Origin of the sequence: Xanthomonas campestris pv. badrii (assembly GCF_012848175.1) — a bacterium.
Taxonomy (GTDB): Bacteria; Pseudomonadota; Gammaproteobacteria; order Xanthomonadales; family Xanthomonadaceae; genus Xanthomonas; species Xanthomonas campestris_C.
The window spans coordinates 1749852-1770041 of the sequence record NZ_CP051651.1; the positions used below are offsets into that span (position 1 = coordinate 1749852).

Annotated in this window: 19 protein-coding genes; 13 read left to right on the plus strand and 6 right to left on the minus strand. The window is 67.2% G+C overall.

The window, feature by feature from the left end:
- The first annotated feature begins 56 nt into the window (after nucleotides 1–56).
- Entirely contained in the window at nucleotides 57–1361 is a 1305-nt protein-coding gene (gene thrC, locus HG421_RS07400) for a threonine synthase (protein ID WP_169705862.1), read from the plus strand.
- Nucleotides 1362–1461: 100 nt separating this feature from the next.
- Nucleotides 1462–2202, plus strand: coding sequence for a murein L,D-transpeptidase catalytic domain family protein (locus tag HG421_RS07405; RefSeq protein ID WP_169705863.1), 741 nt, complete (start codon nucleotides 1462–1464; stop codon nucleotides 2200–2202).
- Between the two features lie 165 nt (nucleotides 2203–2367).
- Here HG421_RS07405 and HG421_RS07410 read toward each other — a convergent pair whose 3' ends face one another.
- Entirely contained in the window at nucleotides 2368–2991 is a 624-nt protein-coding gene (locus tag HG421_RS07410; protein WP_211161831.1) for a helix-turn-helix domain-containing protein, read from the minus strand.
- Between the two features lie 248 nt (nucleotides 2992–3239).
- Here HG421_RS07410 and hisS point away from each other — a divergent pair, with 248 nt between their 5' ends.
- From hisS to HG421_RS07465, 11 genes are all read left to right on the plus strand, one after another.
- Entirely contained in the window at nucleotides 3240–4649 is a 1410-nt protein-coding gene (hisS, locus tag HG421_RS07415) for a histidine--tRNA ligase (RefSeq protein ID WP_169705865.1), read from the plus strand.
- A gap of 817 nt (nucleotides 4650–5466) precedes the next feature.
- Nucleotides 5467–5793, plus strand: a complete 327-nt coding sequence (locus tag HG421_RS07420) for a YerC/YecD family TrpR-related protein (RefSeq protein ID WP_169705866.1) — start codon at nucleotides 5467–5469, stop codon at nucleotides 5791–5793.
- Between the two features lie 9 nt (nucleotides 5794–5802).
- On the plus strand, nucleotides 5803–6717 hold the full coding sequence (gene hisG / locus HG421_RS07425; protein ID WP_064508804.1) for an ATP phosphoribosyltransferase: 915 nt from the start codon (nucleotides 5803–5805) through the stop codon (nucleotides 6715–6717).
- Nucleotides 6714–8009 carry a histidinol dehydrogenase gene (gene hisD, locus HG421_RS07430; protein ID WP_169705867.1) on the plus strand — a complete coding sequence of 432 codons (1296 nt, stop codon included), beginning with the start codon at nucleotides 6714–6716 and terminating at the stop codon, nucleotides 8007–8009. The genes hisG and hisD overlap by 4 nt, the downstream gene beginning before the upstream one ends.
- Entirely contained in the window at nucleotides 8006–9097 is a 1092-nt protein-coding gene (hisC, locus tag HG421_RS07435; RefSeq protein WP_169705868.1) for a histidinol-phosphate transaminase, read from the plus strand. The genes hisD and hisC overlap by 4 nt, the downstream gene beginning before the upstream one ends.
- Nucleotides 9094–10221, plus strand: coding sequence for a bifunctional histidinol-phosphatase/imidazoleglycerol-phosphate dehydratase HisB (gene hisB / locus HG421_RS07440; protein WP_169705869.1), 1128 nt, complete (start codon nucleotides 9094–9096; stop codon nucleotides 10219–10221). Before hisC ends, hisB begins: the two co-directional genes overlap by 4 nt.
- Nucleotides 10218–10820: an imidazole glycerol phosphate synthase subunit HisH gene (gene hisH / locus HG421_RS07445; protein WP_169705870.1), complete on the plus strand. Its 603-nt coding sequence runs from the start codon at nucleotides 10218–10220 to the stop codon at nucleotides 10818–10820. Before hisB ends, hisH begins: the two co-directional genes overlap by 4 nt.
- A complete protein-coding gene (gene hisA, locus HG421_RS07450) occupies nucleotides 10817–11551 on the plus strand; it encodes a 1-(5-phosphoribosyl)-5-[(5-phosphoribosylamino)methylideneamino]imidazole-4-carboxamide isomerase (protein ID WP_169705871.1) in 735 nt (244 codons plus the stop codon). Before hisH ends, hisA begins: the two co-directional genes overlap by 4 nt.
- Nucleotides 11545–12321, plus strand: coding sequence for an imidazole glycerol phosphate synthase subunit HisF (gene hisF / locus HG421_RS07455; RefSeq protein WP_169705872.1), 777 nt, complete (start codon nucleotides 11545–11547; stop codon nucleotides 12319–12321). Before hisA ends, hisF begins: the two co-directional genes overlap by 7 nt.
- Entirely contained in the window at nucleotides 12311–12931 is a 621-nt protein-coding gene (gene hisIE, locus HG421_RS07460; protein WP_169705873.1) for a bifunctional phosphoribosyl-AMP cyclohydrolase/phosphoribosyl-ATP diphosphatase HisIE, read from the plus strand. The genes hisF and hisIE overlap by 11 nt, the downstream gene beginning before the upstream one ends.
- A 208-nt stretch (nucleotides 12932–13139) precedes the next feature.
- Nucleotides 13140–14726: a calcineurin-like phosphoesterase C-terminal domain-containing protein gene (locus HG421_RS07465; protein WP_169705874.1), complete on the plus strand. Its 1587-nt coding sequence runs from the start codon at nucleotides 13140–13142 to the stop codon at nucleotides 14724–14726.
- A 187-nt stretch (nucleotides 14727–14913) separates the two neighbouring features.
- On the opposite strand, the gene HG421_RS07470 is transcribed toward HG421_RS07465, so the two are convergent.
- From HG421_RS07470 to HG421_RS07490, 5 genes are all read right to left on the minus strand, one after another.
- A complete protein-coding gene (locus tag HG421_RS07470; RefSeq protein ID WP_429001914.1) occupies nucleotides 14914–15963 on the minus strand; it encodes a C13 family peptidase in 1050 nt (349 codons plus the stop codon).
- A gap of 129 nt (nucleotides 15964–16092) precedes the next feature.
- A complete protein-coding gene (gene mtnC, locus HG421_RS07475) occupies nucleotides 16093–16791 on the minus strand; it encodes an acireductone synthase (protein WP_169705875.1) in 699 nt (232 codons plus the stop codon).
- A gap of 2 nt (nucleotides 16792–16793) precedes the next feature.
- Nucleotides 16794–17360 (minus strand): 1,2-dihydroxy-3-keto-5-methylthiopentene dioxygenase, encoded by a 567-nt coding sequence (locus tag HG421_RS07480; protein WP_169705876.1) that lies wholly within the window; start codon nucleotides 17358–17360, stop codon nucleotides 16794–16796.
- Between the two features lie 34 nt (nucleotides 17361–17394).
- Nucleotides 17395–18048, minus strand: a complete 654-nt coding sequence (locus HG421_RS07485; protein WP_169705877.1) for a methylthioribulose 1-phosphate dehydratase — start codon at nucleotides 18046–18048, stop codon at nucleotides 17395–17397.
- 690 nt (nucleotides 18049–18738) lie between these two features.
- Nucleotides 18739–20169, minus strand: a complete 1431-nt coding sequence (locus HG421_RS07490) for an amino acid permease (RefSeq protein ID WP_169705878.1) — start codon at nucleotides 20167–20169, stop codon at nucleotides 18739–18741.
- Nucleotides 20170–20190: the final 21 nt, after the last annotated feature.

Below are 20190 nucleotides of genomic sequence, written 5' to 3' on the forward strand. Positions count from 1 at the left end.
ACCCCGATTGCCTTGCCGGGACATGCCCGGTCCTCTTCTTGTCTGGAGTCCTGCTGATGTTCATTTCCACCCGTGGCGGTGCGCCCGCCGCAAGCCTGAGCCAGGCCATCGCCGCCGGATTGGCGCCCGATGGCGGGCTGTACGTGCCGCAGACGCTGCCACCGGCGCGCCCCCTGGCAGCTGGCGCCGATCTGGCCGCTACTGCCACCACGCTGCTGCAGCCGTTTTTCGCGGGTGATGCGTTGGCCGATGCGTTGCCGGCCATCTGCGCCGACGCCTTCGACTTCCCGGCGCCGCTGGTGCCGCTGGCCACGCCCGGCGATTACGCGCTGGAGTTGTTTCACGGGCCGACCGCTGCGTTCAAGGATTTCGGCGCGCGCTTTCTGGCCGCCTGCCTGACCCGCCTGCGCCGGGCCGAAGACCGCCCGCTCACCATCCTGGTCGCCACCTCCGGCGATACCGGTGCGGCGGTGGCCGCCGCCTTCCATCGCCAGCCCGGGCTGCGCGTGGTGGTGCTGTATCCGGACGGCCGCGTGTCGCCCCGGCAGGCGCATCAGCTGGGCTGTTTCGGCGACAACATCCAGGCCGTGCGCGTGGCCGGTTCGTTCGACGATTGCCAGGCGATGGTCAAGCAGGCCCTGAACGATGCGCCGCTGCAGGCGCAGGTGCCGCTGAGTTCGGCCAACAGCATCAGCCTGGGCCGGCTGCTGCCGCAGATGAGCTATTACGCGCACGCAGCCCTGCAGCACCACGCCGCATCCGGCAGCGCGCTGAACCTGGTGGTGCCCACCGGCAACCTGGGCAACGGGCTGGCGGCGATCCTGGCGCGTGCGCTGGGCGTGCCGCTGGGCAGCATCGCGCTGGCCTCCAACGCCAACCACGTGCTGCCGGACTACTTTGCCGGCGACGACTATGCACCGCAGCCCAGCGTGGCGACGCTGGCCAATGCCATGGACGTCGGCGCGCCGAGCAACTTCGAACGTCTGCGCTGGTTGTACCAGGGCGACGACGCGGCGCTACGCGAGGCCTTCCGCGCCTTGTCGGTGGACGATGCGGCGATCAGCCACACCATCGGGCAGCGCCACGCGCGCTATGGCGAGGTGCACTGCCCGCACACTGCCACCGCGGTGCATGTGCTGGAACAGCTGCGTGCAGAAGGGCCGGAAGGCGTGACCGGCGATTGGGCGGTGGCCGCCACCGCGCACCCGGCCAAGTTCGAAGGGGTGGTGGAACCGCTGATCGGCGCGCCGGTGGCCGTTCCGCCTGCATTGGCGGCGCTGCTGCAGCGCCCGGCGCATGCGCAGGCACTGGCGCCGGAGTACGCCGCGCTGCGGCAGCGGCTGCTTGCCGACGCCGCCTGACCGAACGCGTTCAGCCGCCCGGGGTTGGAAAGTGGCGCGCTTGGGGCAATCCTAGACCGGTGCGGCCCCGGCGTGGCGCCGCGTTGATGTGGGTTGCTGCATGTCTTATCGAGTGATCGCCGTTGCCGCCGCCCTCTGCGGGTGGGCAACGGCCGGAGCGGCCCTGGCGGCCGATGCCATGAGCGCGTCCCCGGTATCGCCGCTGGGCGCGCCGCATGCGGGACTGATCGACGCGCTGGCGCGCCAGGCCCCGGCGCTGGATCGCCAGGTGCTGGCGCTGGCGACCGAGGCCTTGCAATGCGCGCGGCAGCGCAAGCAGGTGGGCGACGAGCGCGTGCTCAGCGTGATCGACTACAGCCGGCCGTCCACCGAGCGCCGGCTCTGGGTATTCGATCTGGCGCGGCAGCGGTTGCTGTTCAAGGAATGGGTGGCGCACGGGCGCAATACCGGCGAAAACCTGGCCGCGACGTTTTCCAACACCGATGGCAGCTTCCAGTCCAGCCTGGGCGCCTTCACCGCGCAGGAGTCCTATACCGGCCAGAACGGCTATTCGCTGCGGCTCAAGGGCCTGGAGCCGGGCTTCAACGACCATGCGCGCGAGCGCGCCATCGTCATCCACGGCGCGCCCTACGTGAGCGAGGCCATCATCCGCAGCCAGGGCCGGCTGGGTCGCAGCCTGGGCTGCCCGGCGGTGCGTCCAGCCGTTGCCAAACAACTGATCGACACCTTGCGCGACGGTGCGTTCGTGTTCGCCTACTACCCGGATCGCGCATGGCTGCGGCAGTCGCAGTTGTTGCATGGCGGCTGCGGCGCGACGGTGGCGGCGGTCGGGGGACGTTGACGCGCGTGGTTGCGGCGTGCGGCGGTTGCGGGCGTTGTCGCATCGGCAGGTGTGTGGGGTCAGGCCGAGAGGCAAGGCGCTGTTCGGCGCACGTGTGGACCACTGTTGCCCGCGGCCGTCCACCGCACCTTTTCAGGCGGCAGCGAGGTGCGGTGCGACCGGAGTTCAGACCGTTTCGCCGGCCAAGCTGCGCAATGCGGCGTAGTCGAGGATTTGTACCAGGTGCAGCTGCGGCAGCGCGATCAGCTGCTGCTGCCTGAGCTTGGTGAAGGTGCGGCTCACCGTTTCCATGGTCAGGCCGAGATGGTCGGCAATGTCGCCGCGGCTCATCGGCAGCGCCACGGTGTCGCCGCTGCTGCCGGGCTGGGTGGAGCGCGCGGCCAGCCTCAGCAGGAAATGCGCCAGCCGCTCGCTGGGTTGCAGGCGCGCCAGCAGCAGGCCGGTGTCCTGGGCGGCCGCCAGCTCCATGCTGGCGCGCTGCAGCAGCTTGCGTTCCAGATGCGGGTAGCGCTCGCGCAGCTGGCGCATCTGCGCCATCGGCGTGCGGCACACGCGGGTTTCGACGATGGCTTCGATATCGTGCCGGTGCTGCGGGGTCTCGGTCAGTCCCACATAGTCGCCGGGCAGCACGAAGCCGGTGATCTGGCGGCGGCCGTCGGCCAGCGTGCGCACTAGACGCAAGGCGCCGGAGGTGACGGTATAGACGTGGTGGCGCGGCTCGCCGGCCCGGACCAGGGTGCTGCCGGGCGCATGGACCGAGCCGCTGGTGGCCTGGTCGAGCGCGTCCATTTCCGCTGGCGACAGCGCGGCGCAGATCGCCCGGCCGCGGACCGCGCACAGCGCACAATCGGAATTGCGCGCGTCCACGCCGGCTGCCGCGCTGGGCGCCGGGCAGGTCAGGCTGGGGTCTGAAAGCTGCCGGTACATGGGTCACGCACTGCCTGGAACGCGCCCGCATGATACGCCATGCGGTCAGCACGGCCGCCCAGCCGGTAGAATTACCGGCTCGCCCCCGTCGTCCTGCAGGAGTTTCGCTCGTGATCAAGCCCCGTACGCCGCCCGGCATCATGGAATTGCTGCCACGCGAGCAGATCGCGTTCCAGCGCATGCTGGACGTCATCCGCCGCAACTACGAGCGGTTCGGGTTCCTGCCGGTCGAAACCCCGGTGTTCGAGCTGTCCGATGTGCTGCTGACCAAGTCCGGCGGCGAAACCGAGCGCCAGGTGTACTTCGTGCAGTCCACCGGTGCGCTGGCCAATGCCGCCGCTGCGGCCGACGAAGGCGGCGAGGGCGGGCTGCCCGAGCTGGCGCTGCGTTTCGACCTGACCGTGCCGCTGGCGCGGTACGTGGCCGAGCACGAGCACGACTTGAGCTTCCCGTTCCGCCGTTACCAGATGCAGCGCGTGTACCGCGGCGAGCGCGCGCAGCGTGGGCGGTTTCGCGAGTTCTATCAGTGCGACATCGACGTGATCGGCAAGGATGCGCTGAGCATCCGTTACGACGCCGAAGTGCTGGCGGTGATCCACGCGGTGTTTGCCGAGCTGGGCATCGGCGACTTCAAGGTGCAGATGAACAACCGCAAGCTGCTGCGCGGCTTCTTCGAAAGCCTGGGCGTGGCCGAGGGCGAACTGCAGCTGGCAGTGCTGCGCGAGGTCGACAAGATCGACAAGCGTGGCGCCGATTACGTGCGCGACACGCTGACGGGCGAAGGCTTCGGCATCGCTGCCGAGCAGGTCGCCAGGATCCTGGACTTCGTGGCGGTGCGCTCGAACGGGCATGCCGATGCGCTGGCGCAGTTGCAGGCGCTGGAGGCGTCGGTGGGTGCGAGTGCGACGCTGGGCGAGGGCATTGCCGAGCTGCGTGAGGTGCTGGAGCTGGTCAAGGCGCTGGGCGTGCCGGAAACGGCCTACTGCCTGAATTTCTCGATCGCGCGCGGGCTGGACTATTACACCGGCACCGTCTACGAGACCACGCTCACCGATCACCCGCAGATCGGCTCGATCTGCTCGGGTGGCCGTTACGAAAACCTGGCCAGCCATTACACCAAGTCCAGGCTGCCCGGCGTGGGCATCTCGATCGGCCTGACCCGGCTGTTCTGGCAGCTGCGCGAGGCCGGCCTGATCCAGGGCATCGCCGAGAGCAGCGTGCAGGCGATGGTGGCGCTGATGGACGAAGCGCGCCTGGACGATGCGCTGGATATCGCGCGCCGCCTGCGTATCGGTGGCATCAACACCGAAGTACAGATGGAGCCGAAGAAGATCGGCAAGCAGTTCCAGTACGCCGCGCGTGCCGGCATCCGCTTCGTGGTGCTGGCCGGCGACGACGAGCTGGCACGCGGCGTGGTGGCGGTGAAGGACCTGGTGCGCGAACAGCAGTTCGAGGTGGCCCGCGACGAGCTGGCCAGCACGCTGCAGGTGGAGCTGGAGCAGGCCAAGGTGATGCCGTAAGGCGAGGTGGTTGTTGCTGGCGTTTCGATTGCCGGCGCATGCACTTCAGCATGTGAAGCGATGGGTGGTGCTGCGCGAGGTCTCGCCCCCATCCGCCCTTCGGGCACCTTCCCCCGCAGGCGGGGGAAGGGGAGCAAGTGTTCTGCGCGCCCAAGCCGCCTTGTTTTGCTCCTTCTCCCATTGACGGGTGAGGGCAGCGGTGTCCTCCGCGCCCAGGACGCCTTGCTGTGCTCCCTTCTCCCGTCAACGGGAGAAGGTGGCGCGCAGCGCCGGATGAGGGAGCTTGGGGCTTTCCTGCAGCTCAGCTGAGAGGCGGGGGCAACGCTTCACCCAGGCGGTGTTGCTGGCTTGCGACTGGCGGGACGCGCAAACCGCAGTTGAAGCGGTGGACGGTGCCACACGAAGCCTCGCCCCCATCCGCCCTCCGGGCACCTTCCCCCGCAGGCGGGGGAAGGGTAGCAAGTGTTCTGCGCGCCCAGGCCGCCTTGCTTTGCTCCTTCTCCCGTTGACGGGTGAGGGCAGCGGTGTCCTCCGCGCCCAGGACGTCTTGCTGTGCTCCCTTCTCCCGTTGACGGGAGAAGGTGGCGCGCAGCGCCGGATGAGGGAGCTTGGGGCTTTCCGCGCAACTCAGCTGAGAGGCGCGGAATCCGCTCCACCCAGAAGGCAGCTTGTTCGGTTCTCTGTGCAACGAGGCGAGAGCATGCCAGCGCAAGCCGCATGACTAGACCCCAACCGAGCTGTCCTGGCGTTACCGCCGCAGCAGGTGACAAGCACCACCGCTTGCGTTAATGTACTAACACGCTATTACATTAACGCAATGAAACAACGACCTGCCCCCCGCGAATCCACCGATGTTGCCGCTTCGCTGCAGATGCTGTCCGAGGCCTTGGCCTGCCTGCATGCACCTGGCGCAGTCGAAGCCTTCCTGCGCGATCTGTGCACCCCGGCCGAGCTCGAAGCCATGGCCGACCGCTGGCGGGTGGTGCCGTTATTGATCAAGGGCGTGCCATACCGCGAGATCCACGAGCTGACCCAGGTCAGCGTGACCACCATCGGGCGCGTTGCGCGCACCCTGGAACACGGCGCCGGCGGTTATGCCGCGGCCCTGCGCGAGCAAGCCGCGCGCCCTGTCCAATCCCACTGAGAGAACAAGATGAGTGCTTCCACGGCAGCGCCGGCACGTGACCGGTTGCGTATTGCCATCCAGAAAAACGGCCGCCTGGCCGAGCCGGCGCGCAGCCTGCTGGCCGCCTGCGGGCTGAGCTGGCGGCAGAGCCGCGACAAATTGTTCTGCTACGGCGAATCGCTGCCGGTGGACCTGCTGCTGGTGCGCGACGACGACATCCCGGGCCTGATCGCCGATGGCGTCTGCGACTTGGGGATCGTGGGCCAGAACGAGCTGGACGAGCAGGCGTCGGCGCGTCGTCGCGCTGGCTTGCCGGCCGCGTACCACGCCGTGCGCGGGGTCGGTTTCGGCCAGTGCCGGCTGATGCTGGCGGTGCCGGAAGAATGGGACTGGCAGGGCGTGGCGCAACTGGCGGGCAAGCGCATCGCCACCAGCTACCCGGCGATCCTGGCCGACTGGCTGGAACGGCAGGGGATCGACGCGGCAGTGGTGGAGCTGTCCGGTTCGGTGGAGATTGCTCCGCGGCTGGGCACTGCGGATCTGATCTGCGATCTGGTCTCCAGCGGTGCCACCCTGGCGGCCAACCAGCTCAAGCCGGTGGAGCTGGTGATGGAAAGCGAAGCCGTGCTGGCCGGCGCGGTGCGCGAGCCGGCCGATGCACGCGCGGCGTTGCTGGCCATGCTGCTGCGGCGCATGGATGGCGTGCTCAAGCTGCGCGACAGCAAGCTGCTGATGTTCCGCGCCGAACACGGCAACGTGGACGCGCTGCGCCGCCTGCTGCCCGATGCCGAGCCGTTGGTGCAGCTGCCCGACGACGGTAACGGCGCGCTGCGCTTGCAGACCATGTGCCACGGTGCGGTGACCTGGCAACGGCTGGAAGAACTCGAACGCGCAGGTGCGCAAGGCTTGATGGTGTTGACGGTGGAGCGCTCGCTGGCATGAACATTCTCGATTGGTCCCAACTCGATAGCGGTGCACGCGCCGCTGCGCTGACCCGCCCGGCACAGACCGTGGCCACCCAGACCCGCGATGCGGTGGCGGCATTGATCGGCGATGTGCGTGGCCGTGGCGATGCGGCGCTGCGCGAGATCACCGCACGGTTCGATGGCGTGTCGCTGGACCACTTTGCAGTGAGCGCGGACGAATTCGCCGCCGCCGCCGCCGCGGTGGCGCCGGAGCTGTGCCAGGCGATGCAGGACGCCGTCGCGCGCATCGACACCTTCCACCGCGCCGGCATGAGCGATGGCTATGCGGTGGAAACCGCGCCCGGCGTGGTCTGCGAAAAGATCGTGCGGCCGATCGGCCGGGTGGGCCTGTATGTGCCGGCCGGTAGCGCACCGTTGCCGTCGACTGCGTTGATGCTCGGCGTGCCGGCGCGTCTGGCCGGTTGCCGCGAAGTGGTGCTGTGCACGCCGCCGCGCAAGGACGGCAGCGTGGACCCGGCGGTGCTGGTGGCCGCGCAGCTGACCGGCGTGCGCCGGGTGTTCAAGCTCGGCGGTGCGCAGGCGATTGCCGCGATGGCCTACGGCACCGAATCGGTGCCTAGCTGCGACAAGTTGTTTGGGCCGGGCAATAGCTATGTCACCGAAGCCAAGCAGCAAGTGGCGCAGTCGGGCGCGGCGGCGATCGACATGCCGGCCGGCCCGTCGGAGGTGCTGGTGATTGCCGATGCCGGCGCGCAGCCGGCGTTCGTGGCTGCCGACCTGTTATCGCAGGCAGAGCACGGCCCCGATTCGCAGGTGTTGCTGCTGTCAGACAGCGATGCGTTGATTGCCGCCGTGCAGGTTGCGTTGGATGCGCAACTGGCACAGCTCTCGCGTGCGGAGATCGCCCGCCAGGCGCTGGCGCAGTCGCGGCTGATCAAGGTGCAGTCGCTGGACGAGGCGTTTGCCATCAGTAACCGTTACGCACCGGAACATCTGATTCTTGCGCTGCGCGAGCCGCGCGCATGGTTGAACCAGGTGGAAGCGGCCGGCTCGGTCTTTCTCGGCGACTACACACCCGAAGCACTGGGCGATTATTGCAGCGGCACCAACCACGTCTTGCCGACCAGCGGCGCGGCGCGGGCGTACAGCGGTGTGAGCGTGGCCAGTTTCCAGAACATGCTGAGCGTGCAGGCGGCCAGCAAGGCAGGCATCGACGGCATCGGCGAATGCGCATTGATCCTGGCGCGTGCCGAAGGCCTGGACGCGCATGCCAACGCAGTAGCACTGCGGATGGGAGTGGCAGCATGAGCACACCTTCGATTCTTGAACTGGTACGCGAGGACTTGCGTGCGTTTGCCGGCTATTCGTCGGCACGTACCAGCGCCTTGCAGGGCGATGTCTGGCTCAACGCCAACGAGTCGGCCTGGGGCAATCCTGCCGATCCGCAAGGCAGCACGCGCCGCTATCCCGATCCGCAACCCGGCGCGCTGCGCAACGCCTTGGCGGCGCTGTATGGCTGCGCGCCGGAACAGCTGTTGATCGGCCGCGGCAGCGACGAAGCGATCGATCTGCTGGTGCGTGGCCTGTGCGTGCCCGAGCGCGATGCGGTGGTGGTCACCCCGCCGGTGTTCGGCATGTATGCGGTGTGCGCGCGGCTGCAGAACGCACCACTGGTCGAGGTGCCACTGGTCGATGGCAGCGACGGCTTTCATGCCGATATTCCGGCCATCGTGGAAGCCGCGCTGGCGGCGAAGGCCAAGCTGGTGTTCCTGTGCTCGCCGTCCAACCCGGCCGGCTCGGCAATCGCGCTGCGGGATGTGGAAAGCGCCCTGCAGGCGCTGCAAGGCAAGGCGCTGGTGGTGGTCGATGAAGCCTACGGCGAATTTTCCGATGTGCCATCGGCGGTCGGCCTGCTGGAGCGCTACGACAACCTGGCCGTGCTGCGCACCTTGTCCAAGGCACACGCGCTGGCGGCCGCGCGCATCGGCAGCCTGATCGCCAATGCGGAATTGATCGCGCTGCTGCGTCGTTGCCAGGCGCCGTACCCGGTGCCTACGCCGTGCGCGGCGATGGCAGTGCAGGCGCTATCCGCGCCGGCACTGGAGGTCACCCGCCGGCGCATTGCCGAAGTGCGCAGCGAGCGCGAGCGCGTTCGTCTGGCCCTGGCGCAACTGCCTGGCGTGCGCCGGGTCTATGCATCGCAGGGCAATTTCCTGCTGGTGCGCTTCGACGACGCAGAAGCCGCGTTCCAGGCGCTGCTGGAGGCCGGGGTGGTGGTGCGCGACCAACGCGCGGTGCCGCGCCTGTCCGATGCGTTGCGCATCACCCTGGGCACGGTCGAACAGAACGAGCGTGTGCTCGGTGCGCTGCGGCGTAAGCGGGAGGCTGCGGCATGACCCCGATTCTTTTCGTCGACCGCGATGGCACGCTGATCACCGAGCCGGCCGATTACCAGATCGACGCGTATGAAAAGCTGCGCTTCGTCGACAACGTCATCCCGGCGATGCTCAAGCTGCGCGATGCCGGCTACCAGTTCGTCATCGTCAGCAATCAGGATGGGCTGGGCAGCGAGAGCTATCCGCGGGCTGCGTTCGATGGCCCGAACAACCTGATGCTGCAGATCTTCGCCAGCCAGGGCATCGAGTTCCGCGAAGTGCTGATCGACTGTAGCTGGCCGGCCGACAATGCGCCCACGCGCAAGCCGGGAGTTGGTCTGATGCTGCCGTACCTGCAGGACCGCAATATCGACTGGGCGCGCTCGGCAATGGTGGGCGACCGCCTCACCGACATCCAGTTTGCGCAGAACCTCAACATCCGCGGTTTCCAACTGCGCACCGACGAATTCGGTGGCGAGTGGGACTGGCCCGGCATCGCGCACGAGCTGGCCGATGCGCCGCGCCGCGCGGTGGTTCAGCGCAACACCAAGGAAACCAGGATCCGCGTCGAGCTGGACCTGGATCGCGTGGCCGAGCCGCATACCGCCACCGGCCTGCCATTCTTCGATCACATGCTGGAACAGATCGGCAAGCACGGTGGGTTTGCGTTGGACATCCGTGCCGACGGTGATCTGCACATCGATGAGCACCACACCATCGAAGACACCGGCCTGGCGCTGGGTCAGGCGCTGCGCGAGGCGCTGGGCAACAAGCGCGGCATCGGCCGATATGGCTTCGATCCGCCGGAAAGCCCATGGCTGGCTGCAGGCGAGGGCGCACACCATGGCTTCACCCTGCCGATGGACGAAACCATCGCCAGCGCCGCACTCGATTTCAGTGGCCGGCCATATTTCGTATTCGAAGGCGACTTCAAACGCGAGCGGGTGGGCGACATGCCCACCGAACTGGTGCCGCATTTCTTTCGCTCGATCTGCGATGCGTCCGGATTGAACCTGCATCTGAGCGTGCGTGGCGACAACGACCATCACAAGGTGGAAGCCTGCTTCAAGGCGCTGGCGCGTGCGCTGCGCCAGGCGATCCGCCGCGAGGGCACCGCCTTGCCGTCCACCAAGGGCGCGCTATGACCGCCGTTGCGCTGATCGATGCCGGCGGCGCCAATCTGGGCTCGGTGCGTTATGCGCTGGAGCGGCTGGGCGTGGACGCACGGGTGGTCCGCGATGCAGCAGGGTTGCAGGGCGCGCAGCGGGTGATCCTGCCGGGCGTCGGTGCGGCGCCGGAGGCAATGTCGCGCCTGCGTGCGCAAGGCCTGGTCGAACCATTGCAGCAGCTGCAGGTGCCGGTGATCGGCATCTGCCTAGGCATGCAGTTGTTGTTCGAACACTCCGAAGAAGGCGATGTCGACTGCCTTGGGCTGCTGCCGGGCATCGTGCGCCACATGACGCCGGCGCTGGGCATCCGCGTGCCGCACATGGGCTGGAATCAGCTGTTGCCGTTGCGCGAGTCTGCGTTGCTGGCCGGCCTGCCGGAGCGCGCCAGTGCGTATTTCGTGCATGGCTACGCAGCGCCGGTGACCGCCGATACCGTGGCCGCCTGCGATCACGGCGGTCTGTTCACGGCCGTGGTGCAACAGGGGCTGCGCTGCGGCGCGCAGTTCCACCCCGAGCGTTCGGCAGACACCGGTGCACGCATCCTGCGCAATTTTCTCGAGATGAGCTTTCCATGAGGTTTACTGTCTACCCCGCGCTGGATATCCGTGATGGTCGCGTGGTGCGCCTGCTGCAGGGCGACTACGCCCGCGAAACCCGCTACGGCGACGATGTGCTGCCGCGTGCGCAGGCCTTCGCCGACGCCGGCGCGCAGTGGATGCATCTGGTCGATCTGGATGCGGCCAAGGCCGGCGGCTACACGCTGGCCACGCTGCTCGGCCAGATCACCCGGCAGACCGGCTTGCAGGTGCAGACCGGCGGCGGCGTGCGTTCGCGCGAGGACGTGGCGCGCATCCTCGACGCAGGTGCGGCGCGCGTGGTGATCGGCTCATTGGCGGTGCGCGAGGCCGACACCGTGATCGCCTGGTTGCAGGAATTTGGCGCGCAGCGGCTGACCATTGCCTTGGACACGCGCCAGGATGCCGCCGGTGTATGGCAATTGCCAGTGCATGGCTGGACCGAGGCGGCCGAGGCCACCCTGGATCAACTGGCGGTGCGTTACGCGCAGGCCGGCCTGCAACACCTGCTGTGCACCGACATCGCGCGCGACGGCATGCTGTCCGGGCCGAACATGGCGTTGTACGCGCATCTGCGTGCGCTTGCGCCGCAGGTGCAGGTGCAGGTCTCCGGCGGCGCGCGCAATCTTGCCGACGTGGCGGCGGCCAAGGCCTCCGGCTGCGCCGGCATCGTGCTGGGCAAGGCCTTGCTGGAAGGCCACCTGAATCTCGACGAGGCATTGGCATGCTGAGCCGGCGCATCATTCCGTGCCTGGACGTGCGCGATGGCCGCGTGGTCAAGGGCGTCAAGTTCCGCGACCACATCGACATGGGCGACATCGTGGAACTGGCGCTGCGTTACCGCGCGCAGGGCGCCGATGAGCTGGTGTTCTACGACATCGGCGCCAGCCCGGAAGGGCGTTCGGTCGATTACACCTGGGTGGAGCGGGTGGCGCGGCTGATCGATATTCCGTTCTGCGTGGCCGGCGGCATTCGGGATGTCGACACCGCGCGTGCGGTGCTGCATGCCGGTGCCGACAAGATTTCCATCAATTCCCCGGCGCTGGGCCGCCCGCAACTGATCTCCGAACTGGCCGATGCCTTCGGCGTGCAGTGCGTGGTGGTCGGCATCGATTCCATTCGCGAAGAAGACGGCCAGTGGCGGGTGCGTCGCTACACCGGCGACCCCAGCAAGACCCAGGCGCTGCCGATGCGCACGCTGGACTGGGTGGCCGAAGCGCAGCGCCTGGGCGCCGGCGAGATCGTGCTCAATTGCATGGACAACGATGGCGTGCGGCGCGGTTACGACATCGCGCAGCTGCGTCAGGTGCGTGCGCTATGCCGGGTGCCGTTGATCGCCTCCGGCGGTGCAGGCGAGATGCAGCACTTTGCCGATGTCTTCGACCAGGCCGACGTGGATGGCGCGCTAGCCGCCAGCGTGTTCCATAGCGGCGCGATTCCGATTCCCGAACTCAAGCAGTTCCTGCGCGCGCAACAGATCGAGGTACGTGATGGGCAGTGACACCGTGACACCCGACGACGCGCTGCAAGCGTTGGACTGGAGCAAGGGCGAGAGCCTGTTGCCGGTGGTCGTGCAGGACGCCGACAACCTGCGCGTGTTGATGCTGGGTTACATGAACGCCGAAGCCCTGGCTGTCACGCAGCAGCGCGGCGAGGTCACCTTCTTCAGCCGCAGCAAGCAGCGCCTGTGGACCAAGGGCGAGAGCTCGGGCAACGTGCTGCGCGTGGTGTCCATCGAGGCCGACTGCGACGCCGACACGCTGCTGGTGCTGGCGCGCCCGCACGGGCCCACCTGCCACCTGGGCCGCACCAGCTGTTTCCCGAGCGCGCCTGGCCAGTTCCTGGGCAGCCTGGATGCCCTGATCGCCACTCGCGAGCGGGAGCGCCCACACGGCAGCTACACCACCACATTGTTCGAGCAGGGCATTCGCCGCATCGCGCAGAAGGTGGGCGAGGAGGGCGTGGAAACCGCGCTGGCCGGCGTGGTGCAGGGCGATGCCGAGTTGCTCGGCGAGTCGGCCGACCTGCTGTACCACCTGATCGTGCTGCTGCGCGCCCGCGGCCTGGGACTGGGCGATGCGGTGGCGCTGCTGGAAGCGCGGCATAAATAATCGCATCGCAAGCACTAGCACCGTAGGAGCGCGCCCGAGCGCGACAGGCGTTACCGATAACGCTTCAGCACACGCAGGCGCACTCCTGCGTTACCTGGCCCCGACACACTGCGTTGCACATGGCGGAAAGGCTGCAACCGCCAGCCCGGCACTGCGGTAAGCCGACCCAGCCCCGCTACAATTGCCGCTGGTCATCGCAGGAACGTCCATGCCGCTTCGTCTCGCCCTCCTGGCCCTTGGCCTGCTCGCAGGCACTGTGCATGCGAGCGATGTCGTTGTCGAAGGCGTGGTATTCGAAGAGCGCGATGGCGCGCCGGGGCGGGGCCGTGACGAGCCCGGGCTTGCCGATGTGATCGTCTCCAATGGCCAGCAGCTGGTGCGCACCGACGCGCAGGGGCACTACCGGCTGCCGGTGCGCGAGGGGCAGACGGTCTTCGTGATCAAGCCGGGCGACCGCAATTTCGTTCCCAATGCCGATGGCCTGCCGGGATTCTGGCGCCATTACGCGCCCAAGGGTTCGCCCAGGCGCAAGTACCGCGGCATCGCCGCCACCGGCAGCAGCACCGGCAACTGGAATTTCGCGCTGACGCCGCGCGCCGCCGCGCAGGACGGTGGCTTCGAGATGCTGGTCTTTGCCGACAGCCAGACCGCCACGCTCACCGACGTGGACTATTACCGCCGCGATATCGTTGCGCCCATCGTCGGCAAGATACCGGCACGGCTGGGAACCACGTTGGGCGATATCGTCAGCGACGATCTGAGCCTGTATCCGGGGTTGAATGCCGTCACTACCCAACTCGGCGTGCCCTGGTTCCATGTGCCAGGCAACCACGACCTCAACCTCGACGCCGGCGACGATCTGCAATCACTGGATAGCTGGCGCGCGGTCTACGGCCCGGACACCTACGCGGTGGAACAGGCCAATGCCAGCTTCGTGTTCCTGGACGATGTGATCTACATGCCGGGCAGCAAGCCGGACTATGTCGGCGGCCTGCGCGAGGACCAGTTCGTCTTCCTGCAGGCCTATCTGGCGCAGCTGCCGCGCGCGCGGCTGGTGGTGCTGGGCATGCACATCCCGCTGTTCGATGCCGCACCCGGGCAGGAGACCTTCCGGCATGCGGATCGTCGCCGGCTGTTCGCCTTGCTCGAGGAGTTTGCGCATGTGCTGGTGCTGAGCGCGCACAGCCACACGCAACGGCAGGTGGAGCATGGCGCCGACGAGGGCTGGGCCGGTGCGCAGCCGCTGCACGAGTACAACGTGGGCGCCGCCTGCGGTGCGTTCTGGTCGGGCGTGAAGGATGCCGACGGCATTCCCGATACGACCATGAGCGACGGCACGCCCAACGGCTACGCGGTGCTGAAGGTCGCGCCCGGTGGCGACTACACGCTGGCTTACCACGCGGCGCGGGCGGCCGACGATGCACAACTGGCGTTGCATGCGCCCAAGGTGTTGCGGCAGGGCGCGTATCCGGCCTGGGGCGTCTACGCCAATGTGTTCATGGGCCAGGACGACACCACGGTGGAGATGCGTATCGACAACGGCGCATGGCAGCCAATGAAGCGGCAGGAGCGCCCCGACCCGCGCCTGCTGGCCGAGAACGTGCGCGACGATGCCGCCGACGCCTTGCGCGGTTACGACCGCTCGCCCGAGGCCACGCCATCCACCCATCTGTGGCGCGGTGCGTTGCCCACCAGGCTCGCGGTGGGGGAGCACACCGTCGAGGTGCGCGCGAGCCTGCCGACCGGTCAGTACAGCGCGCGCACCGTGTATCGCCTGCAGCGCGCCGAACCTTGAGTGGAGCGGGAAGCATCACATAATGCGCGAAACACAAACGCCTCCACGAGGGAGGCGTTTTGAGGATCCGGGCTGGCAGGCGATGGCGCGCTGGCGGGATCGGTGCTGGCTGGCGTGATGCTGGCTGGCCCGGCGAGTGTAGCGAGGCCGCGTACGTGCTGACGAAATGAGAATTAGTCTCAGCGTGTCACGGTGGATGCCTGGCAGATGAGCGGGCGCCGGGCGTTGCCGTCTTGGGCGCGTTTGGCGTGTCGTTGACGGATTCGGATTCGGATGCGGGAGTCGCATCGCGGCTGTCGTCCGCATCGGCATCGGCCGCGTTCTCTATCGGCGGATAGGGATACGCAACCGCCGGCCCCGGCGTCAGCCCCGCCCGCCATCGGGCCAGCACCGGCGCGATGCGCTTGCCGAGCGACTGCTGCGGCAACGAGGATAGCTCGCCGTCCTGCGTTTCCCGCGCCGTGATCGCGGCCTTGGCCATGCTGAAGGCGGCCAGTGGATCGTCGGTCTGGTTCATCGCATCGATCAGCCAGGCCTGGCCAAAATAGGTGGCGTTGGAGGTATTGCCGCAGCCAAACGAGGGGCGATCAGCGCGCGCCGCGGTCAGGATCAGCGTGTCCGGCGAGCGCAGCGCAGGGATGAAGCCGCCGGAATAGCAGGCCGACAACACGATGATGCGGTGGTCGATCCCGGCATCGTCCAAGGCGGTGCGCAGATCCTGCGGGCTGATGAAGTCTTCTTCGTTCTCGTCCACCTGCACATACAGGGTGTGGTCTTCGGTGCCGTGGGTGGTGACGAACAACAACAGCGCGTCTTCCTTACGATCCATGCGCTTGCCAACCGCAGCGAGCGTGTCGTAGAGATTGTCGTAGGTCGCCAGCGGCGCGTACGGTCGCTCGCCCAGATTGTCGGGGTTGTTGACCAGGGTGACCACGCGGCCGCGCGCATCGAAGCGTTGCTCGAACAACTGCTTGAGGTAGAGCGTTTCGTTGCGGAATACATCGTCGCTGGCATCGCCGGCAACGCCGACCACGTAGAGATCGGTCACCCCAGGGCGCTGCGGCTGCAACGCAGCCAGCGCCTTAGTCAGTGCGGCCCGATCGACCGGGTCGGCCTCGGCGGTTTGCTGTGCGGCCGGTGCCGGCAAGGCTGCGCCGGCATCGGGATGACAACCGCCCAAAAGAACGACCAGCGCCAGCAGTGCCGGCACCCGCCGGATCGCGCTCGCCGCGGGCAGCCAGGGGGAAAGCGATGAGAACAACGCCGAGGCCTCTCGAAAACGCGCGGCAGCAGGACTGAAATGCTGCGCTTGGACACACACCCGGCCGCCGTGCGGCAACCGGGTGTCTTCATTCACTGCGCTGGTTCAGAACACCAGCTGCGAAAAACTTTCCACGCGCTGGTGGCTGCCGACATCGTCCGCAGAACGCGGCGTGGGGTAGTCCTCGCGGCGATCCAGCAGGGCGGTCCGCATGCCGGTACGCTTGGCCGCATCCAGTTCCTCGATCACGTCCGACAGGAACAGGATCTCGGTGGCAGGCACGCCGATGCGTTCGGCGATGCGGCGGTAGCTGGCGCTCTCGCGCTTGGGGCCGACTTCGGTATCGAACCAGTCGGTGACCAGCCCGCTCAGGTCGCCTGCATCGCTATGGGCGAAGAACAGCTTCTGCGCCGGCACCGAGCCGGACGAATACACGTACAGCGGAATACCCTGCGCATGCCAGGCCTGCAGCTGGATCGCCGCATCGGCATAGATGTGCGCGGTGAAATCGGCGGTCTTGTAACCATCGCCCCAGATCAGCCCTTGCAAGGCCTTGAGCGCGGTGTGCTTGCGGTCCTCGTCGATCCAGGTCTGCAGCGTGGTGATCAACACCTCGTCCGGCACGTCCTCGCCGATCTCGTCGGCCACCTGGTTGAGCCAGTGACGCACCTGCGGGTGATTGCCGTGCTCGCGCACATAGGCGGGCATTGCACGACGTGCATACGGAAACAGCACGTCCTTGACGAACGAGATGCTGCTGGTCGTACCTTCGATATCGGTGAGGATCGCTTGCGGTCGTGTCATCGTCAGCTGGCCTTGTGAGGTTTCTCGGGGGCGTAGCGGGGGAATTGTTTGGCGATTTCGGTACCGGTGAAGTGGCCGACCCAGCCATCCGGCTCGGTGAAGAAGCGGATCGCCACGAAGTGCGGTTCCGGCCCCATATCGAACCAGTGCAGGGTGCCGTCGGGCACGGCAATCAGGTCGTCCTTGACGCACTCGATCTCGTAGACCTTGTCCTGCACGTGCAGGGTGAACAGGCCCGAGCCGGCGACGAAGAACCGTACTTCGTCTTCCTTGTGGAAGTGCTCGTCCAGAAATTTGGCGCGCATTTCCTCGCGCTTGGGGTTATCCGGCGCGATGCTGACCACGTCCACGGTCTTGAAGCCGCGCTCGGCGCTGATGCGGTCGATGTCGGCGCGGTAGGCGTCCATCACCTGCTCCGGCGTGGCGCCAGGTTCGACCGGCTGGCTGGCATGCCAGCGCTCGAAGGTCACGCCGATCTTCTTCAGTTCGGTGGCGATCGCATCGCCGTCGCGGCTGTCGAAGTCCGGAGTGGTGGGGTTGGTGTCGGCGAAGATACGCAGTCGGCTCATGGCGGTCTGGCTCACGAAGGGGGACGGGCAGAACTTAGCGCGGGCCGCGCAATTTCAGCAGTTCGAGTTCGCAGTGCAGCAGGAATTCGAATGCCTCCAGATGGCGGCGTGCCTCGGCCATGTTGCGGCCCCAGGCATACAGGCCGTGTCCTTCGATGAGATACCCCCACATGCTCTGTTTGTCCAGCAGGGCCTCCACTTGCGCGGCGAGCACCTGCATGTCCTGGGTGTTGGCGAACACCGGCACGTCCACCGCGGTTTCGTGGGTGGTATTGCCATCGAAGGCCTTGAGCAGTTCGTAGCCTTCCAGGCGGATCACGCCGCTGCCTGCATAAAGGCGGGACGCAATCGTCTGCACCGGCGAGTGGGTATGCAGCACGCAACCGATCTCCGGAAACCGGCGATACAGCTGGGTGTGCAGCAAGGTTTCGGCCGACGGGCGCAGCGGGCGGCCGACGGCCTGGCCATCGAAGTCAACCACCATGATGTCTTCTTCGACCAGGCGGCCCTTGTCGCGTCCGGACACGGTGATCGCAGCGTGCTGCTCGTCCAGGCGATGGGAAAAATTGCTGCTGGTGGCGGGCGTCCAGCCGGCCTGGGCCAGCTCGCGGATATTGCCGATCAGCAACTGCGCCAGCTCGTGCAGACGGGCGGCGCTATAGGGCAGGGGGGCAGTGGTCGCATTCATGGACCTATTCTACTGCCCCGCCAGATCACGGTCAGGTGCAGCGCAGCAGGGTGGGTTCCAGCCACGCTCGGGTCACGAGTGGCTGACAGGATGTGGCGAGCGCGCGTCCGGTAGTGAGCGCGGTGATGGTGTAACCCGCCTCTGGTTGGGTTCAGTTGGAGGCCCAGGTCAACTGCTGAGTCGGTCGGGGGCTCGGCGCCCTCACCGCTTGCGGGACACGCCGTTAACCCGTCCATGGGGGCTCGGTGGCGGCATCCATGCCGCCAACGGTCGCGCAATCGGCGAGGACACCGAGCCAGACTGTTGGTCGGTGGCTTTCTGAAAAGCATATCCGTTGATCGGCTGGCGTTAGGCGGACGCACGTGTCAGACCAGCAGGGCACCGAGCCTGCTGTTACCCAGTACACCGACCACCTCGACTGGTCCTTGCCCGCCCACCGTCGCGGGACCTTACGCGGCATGGATGCCGCGTAAGAGCTTACAAGGACGTACTTGCAGCGTGTCCCGCGATGGTGGGCGGGCAAGGGCCCTGCATTCAAGCGTCAGATCGGCGCCTTCAATCCAAAGAGTAGATCAGCGCCATCAGGCAAAGCGGCAGATCGGCCGCTCTGTCACGAAAGCCCGGATCATCCGCACTGCCATACACCGATGCGCAGTCGTTGCGTCAGCCACGGATGGCTCGCGCGTTTACTCAGCGCCCGTCGCGCAGGCGGCTGTGGCGATAGCCGTAGCCGAAATAGACCACCAGCCCGACCAGCGTCCACACCCCCATCAGCATCCAGTTGTGCAGGGTCATTGCCGACAGCAAGGCAAGGCAGCTCAGCACACCGGCGATGCAGATCGGCCAGGCGAACGGAATGCGGAACGGACGCGGCAATTCCGGATGGGTGTAACGCAGGATCATCACGCCGGCGCAGACGGCGGCGAAGGCGATCAGCGTGCCCATCGAGGTCAGCTCGCCCAGCACATCCAGCGGGAAGACGGCGGCCAGCAGTGCGATGCCCACACCGGTGATGACGGTATTGATATGCGGCGTGCGGTACTTGGGATGGATGCGGGTGAAGATCGACGGCAGCAGACCGTCGCGGGCGATGATCATGAAGATGCGCGGCTGGCCGATGATCATCACCAGCACCACCGACGACAACCCGATCAACGCGCCCACTTCCACCACCACGCGCAGCCAGGCCAGCTGCGGATGCGCGGCCACCGCCGTCACCACTGGCTCGTCGGTGCCCAGCAGGGTGTAGGGCACCAGGCCCGTCATCACCGCGGCCATGGCGATGTACAGCACGGTGCAGATCACCAGCGACAGCATCATGCCGATCGGCAGATCGCGCTGCGGCCGGTGCGATTCCTGTGCCGCCACCGAGACCGCCTCGAAGCCGATGTAGGCGAAGAACACCATCGCCGCGCCACGCAGCACACCTTCCATGCCGTACTTGCCCGGTGCTTCGTTGGCGGGGATGAAGGGATGCCAGTTGGCCGGGTCCACATACTTCCAGCCGGCCGCAATGACCAGGATGATCAGGCCGGTCTTGAGGATCACCATCGCCATGTTCATCGCCGACGATTTGCGGATGCCGACATAGCACAGCCAGGTCAGCAACAGCACGATGCCGGCGGCGGGCAGGTTGGCGATTGCACCGGTACGCTGCAGCTTGCCGTCCAGCGGCGCACTGACCAGGGCGGCAGGGAGATGGATGTTGAAATGCTCCAGCAGGCTGAGGAAATAGCCGGTCCAGCTGACCGCCACCGCAGAGGCCGAGACGCCGTATTCCAGCACCAGCATCCAGCCGATGAACCAGGCCGCCAGTTCGCCGAAGGTGGCGTAGGTATACGTATAGGCGCTGCCGGACACCGGCACCATCGCGGCGAACTCGGCGTAGGCCATCGCGCAGAACGCGCAGCAGACTGCGGCCAGCACGAACGACAGCACGATCGCCGGGCCGGCATGGTCGGCCGCGGCCTGGCCGGTGATGACGAAAATGCCGCCGCCGATCACCGCGCCGATGCCGAGTGCGGTCAGCCCCCACGGGCCGAGCGCGCGTTGCAGGCCCAGCCCGTCGGCCGCCTCATGGCTGGCGTGCGGGTGTTTGGTGGCCCAGAGTTGTTTGAGCATGGAGCGGTTCCGGCTTGGCGC

Coding starts and splice junctions, on each gene's coding strand:
- hisC (WP_169705868.1), top strand. CDS start 8,006: ATGAGCACACCTTCGATTCTTGAACTGGTACGCGAGGACTTGCGTGCG.
- hisG (WP_064508804.1), top strand. CDS start 5,803: ATGAGTGCTTCCACGGCAGCGCCGGCACGTGACCGGTTGCGTATTGCC.
- hisIE (WP_169705873.1), top strand. CDS start 12,311: ATGGGCAGTGACACCGTGACACCCGACGACGCGCTGCAAGCGTTGGAC.
- HG421_RS07405 (WP_169705863.1), top strand. CDS start 1,462: ATGTCTTATCGAGTGATCGCCGTTGCCGCCGCCCTCTGCGGGTGGGCA.
- hisB (WP_169705869.1), top strand. CDS start 9,094: ATGACCCCGATTCTTTTCGTCGACCGCGATGGCACGCTGATCACCGAG.
- HG421_RS07480 (WP_169705876.1), bottom strand. CDS start 17,360: ATGAGCCGACTGCGTATCTTCGCCGACACCAACCCCACCACTCCGGAC.
- HG421_RS07465 (WP_169705874.1), top strand. CDS start 13,140: ATGCCGCTTCGTCTCGCCCTCCTGGCCCTTGGCCTGCTCGCAGGCACT.
- hisF (WP_169705872.1), top strand. CDS start 11,545: ATGCTGAGCCGGCGCATCATTCCGTGCCTGGACGTGCGCGATGGCCGC.
- hisH (WP_169705870.1), top strand. CDS start 10,218: ATGACCGCCGTTGCGCTGATCGATGCCGGCGGCGCCAATCTGGGCTCG.
- HG421_RS07410 (WP_211161831.1), bottom strand. CDS start 2,991: ATGGACGCGCTCGACCAGGCCACCAGCGGCTCGGTCCATGCGCCCGGC.
- HG421_RS07490 (WP_169705878.1), bottom strand. CDS start 20,169: ATGCTCAAACAACTCTGGGCCACCAAACACCCGCACGCCAGCCATGAG.
- thrC (WP_169705862.1), top strand. CDS start 57: ATGTTCATTTCCACCCGTGGCGGTGCGCCCGCCGCAAGCCTGAGCCAG.
- HG421_RS07485 (WP_169705877.1), bottom strand. CDS start 18,048: ATGAATGCGACCACTGCCCCCCTGCCCTATAGCGCCGCCCGTCTGCAC.
- hisA (WP_169705871.1), top strand. CDS start 10,817: ATGAGGTTTACTGTCTACCCCGCGCTGGATATCCGTGATGGTCGCGTG.
- HG421_RS07420 (WP_169705866.1), top strand. CDS start 5,467: ATGAAACAACGACCTGCCCCCCGCGAATCCACCGATGTTGCCGCTTCG.
- hisD (WP_169705867.1), top strand. CDS start 6,714: ATGAACATTCTCGATTGGTCCCAACTCGATAGCGGTGCACGCGCCGCT.
- mtnC (WP_169705875.1), bottom strand. CDS start 16,791: ATGACACGACCGCAAGCGATCCTCACCGATATCGAAGGTACGACCAGC.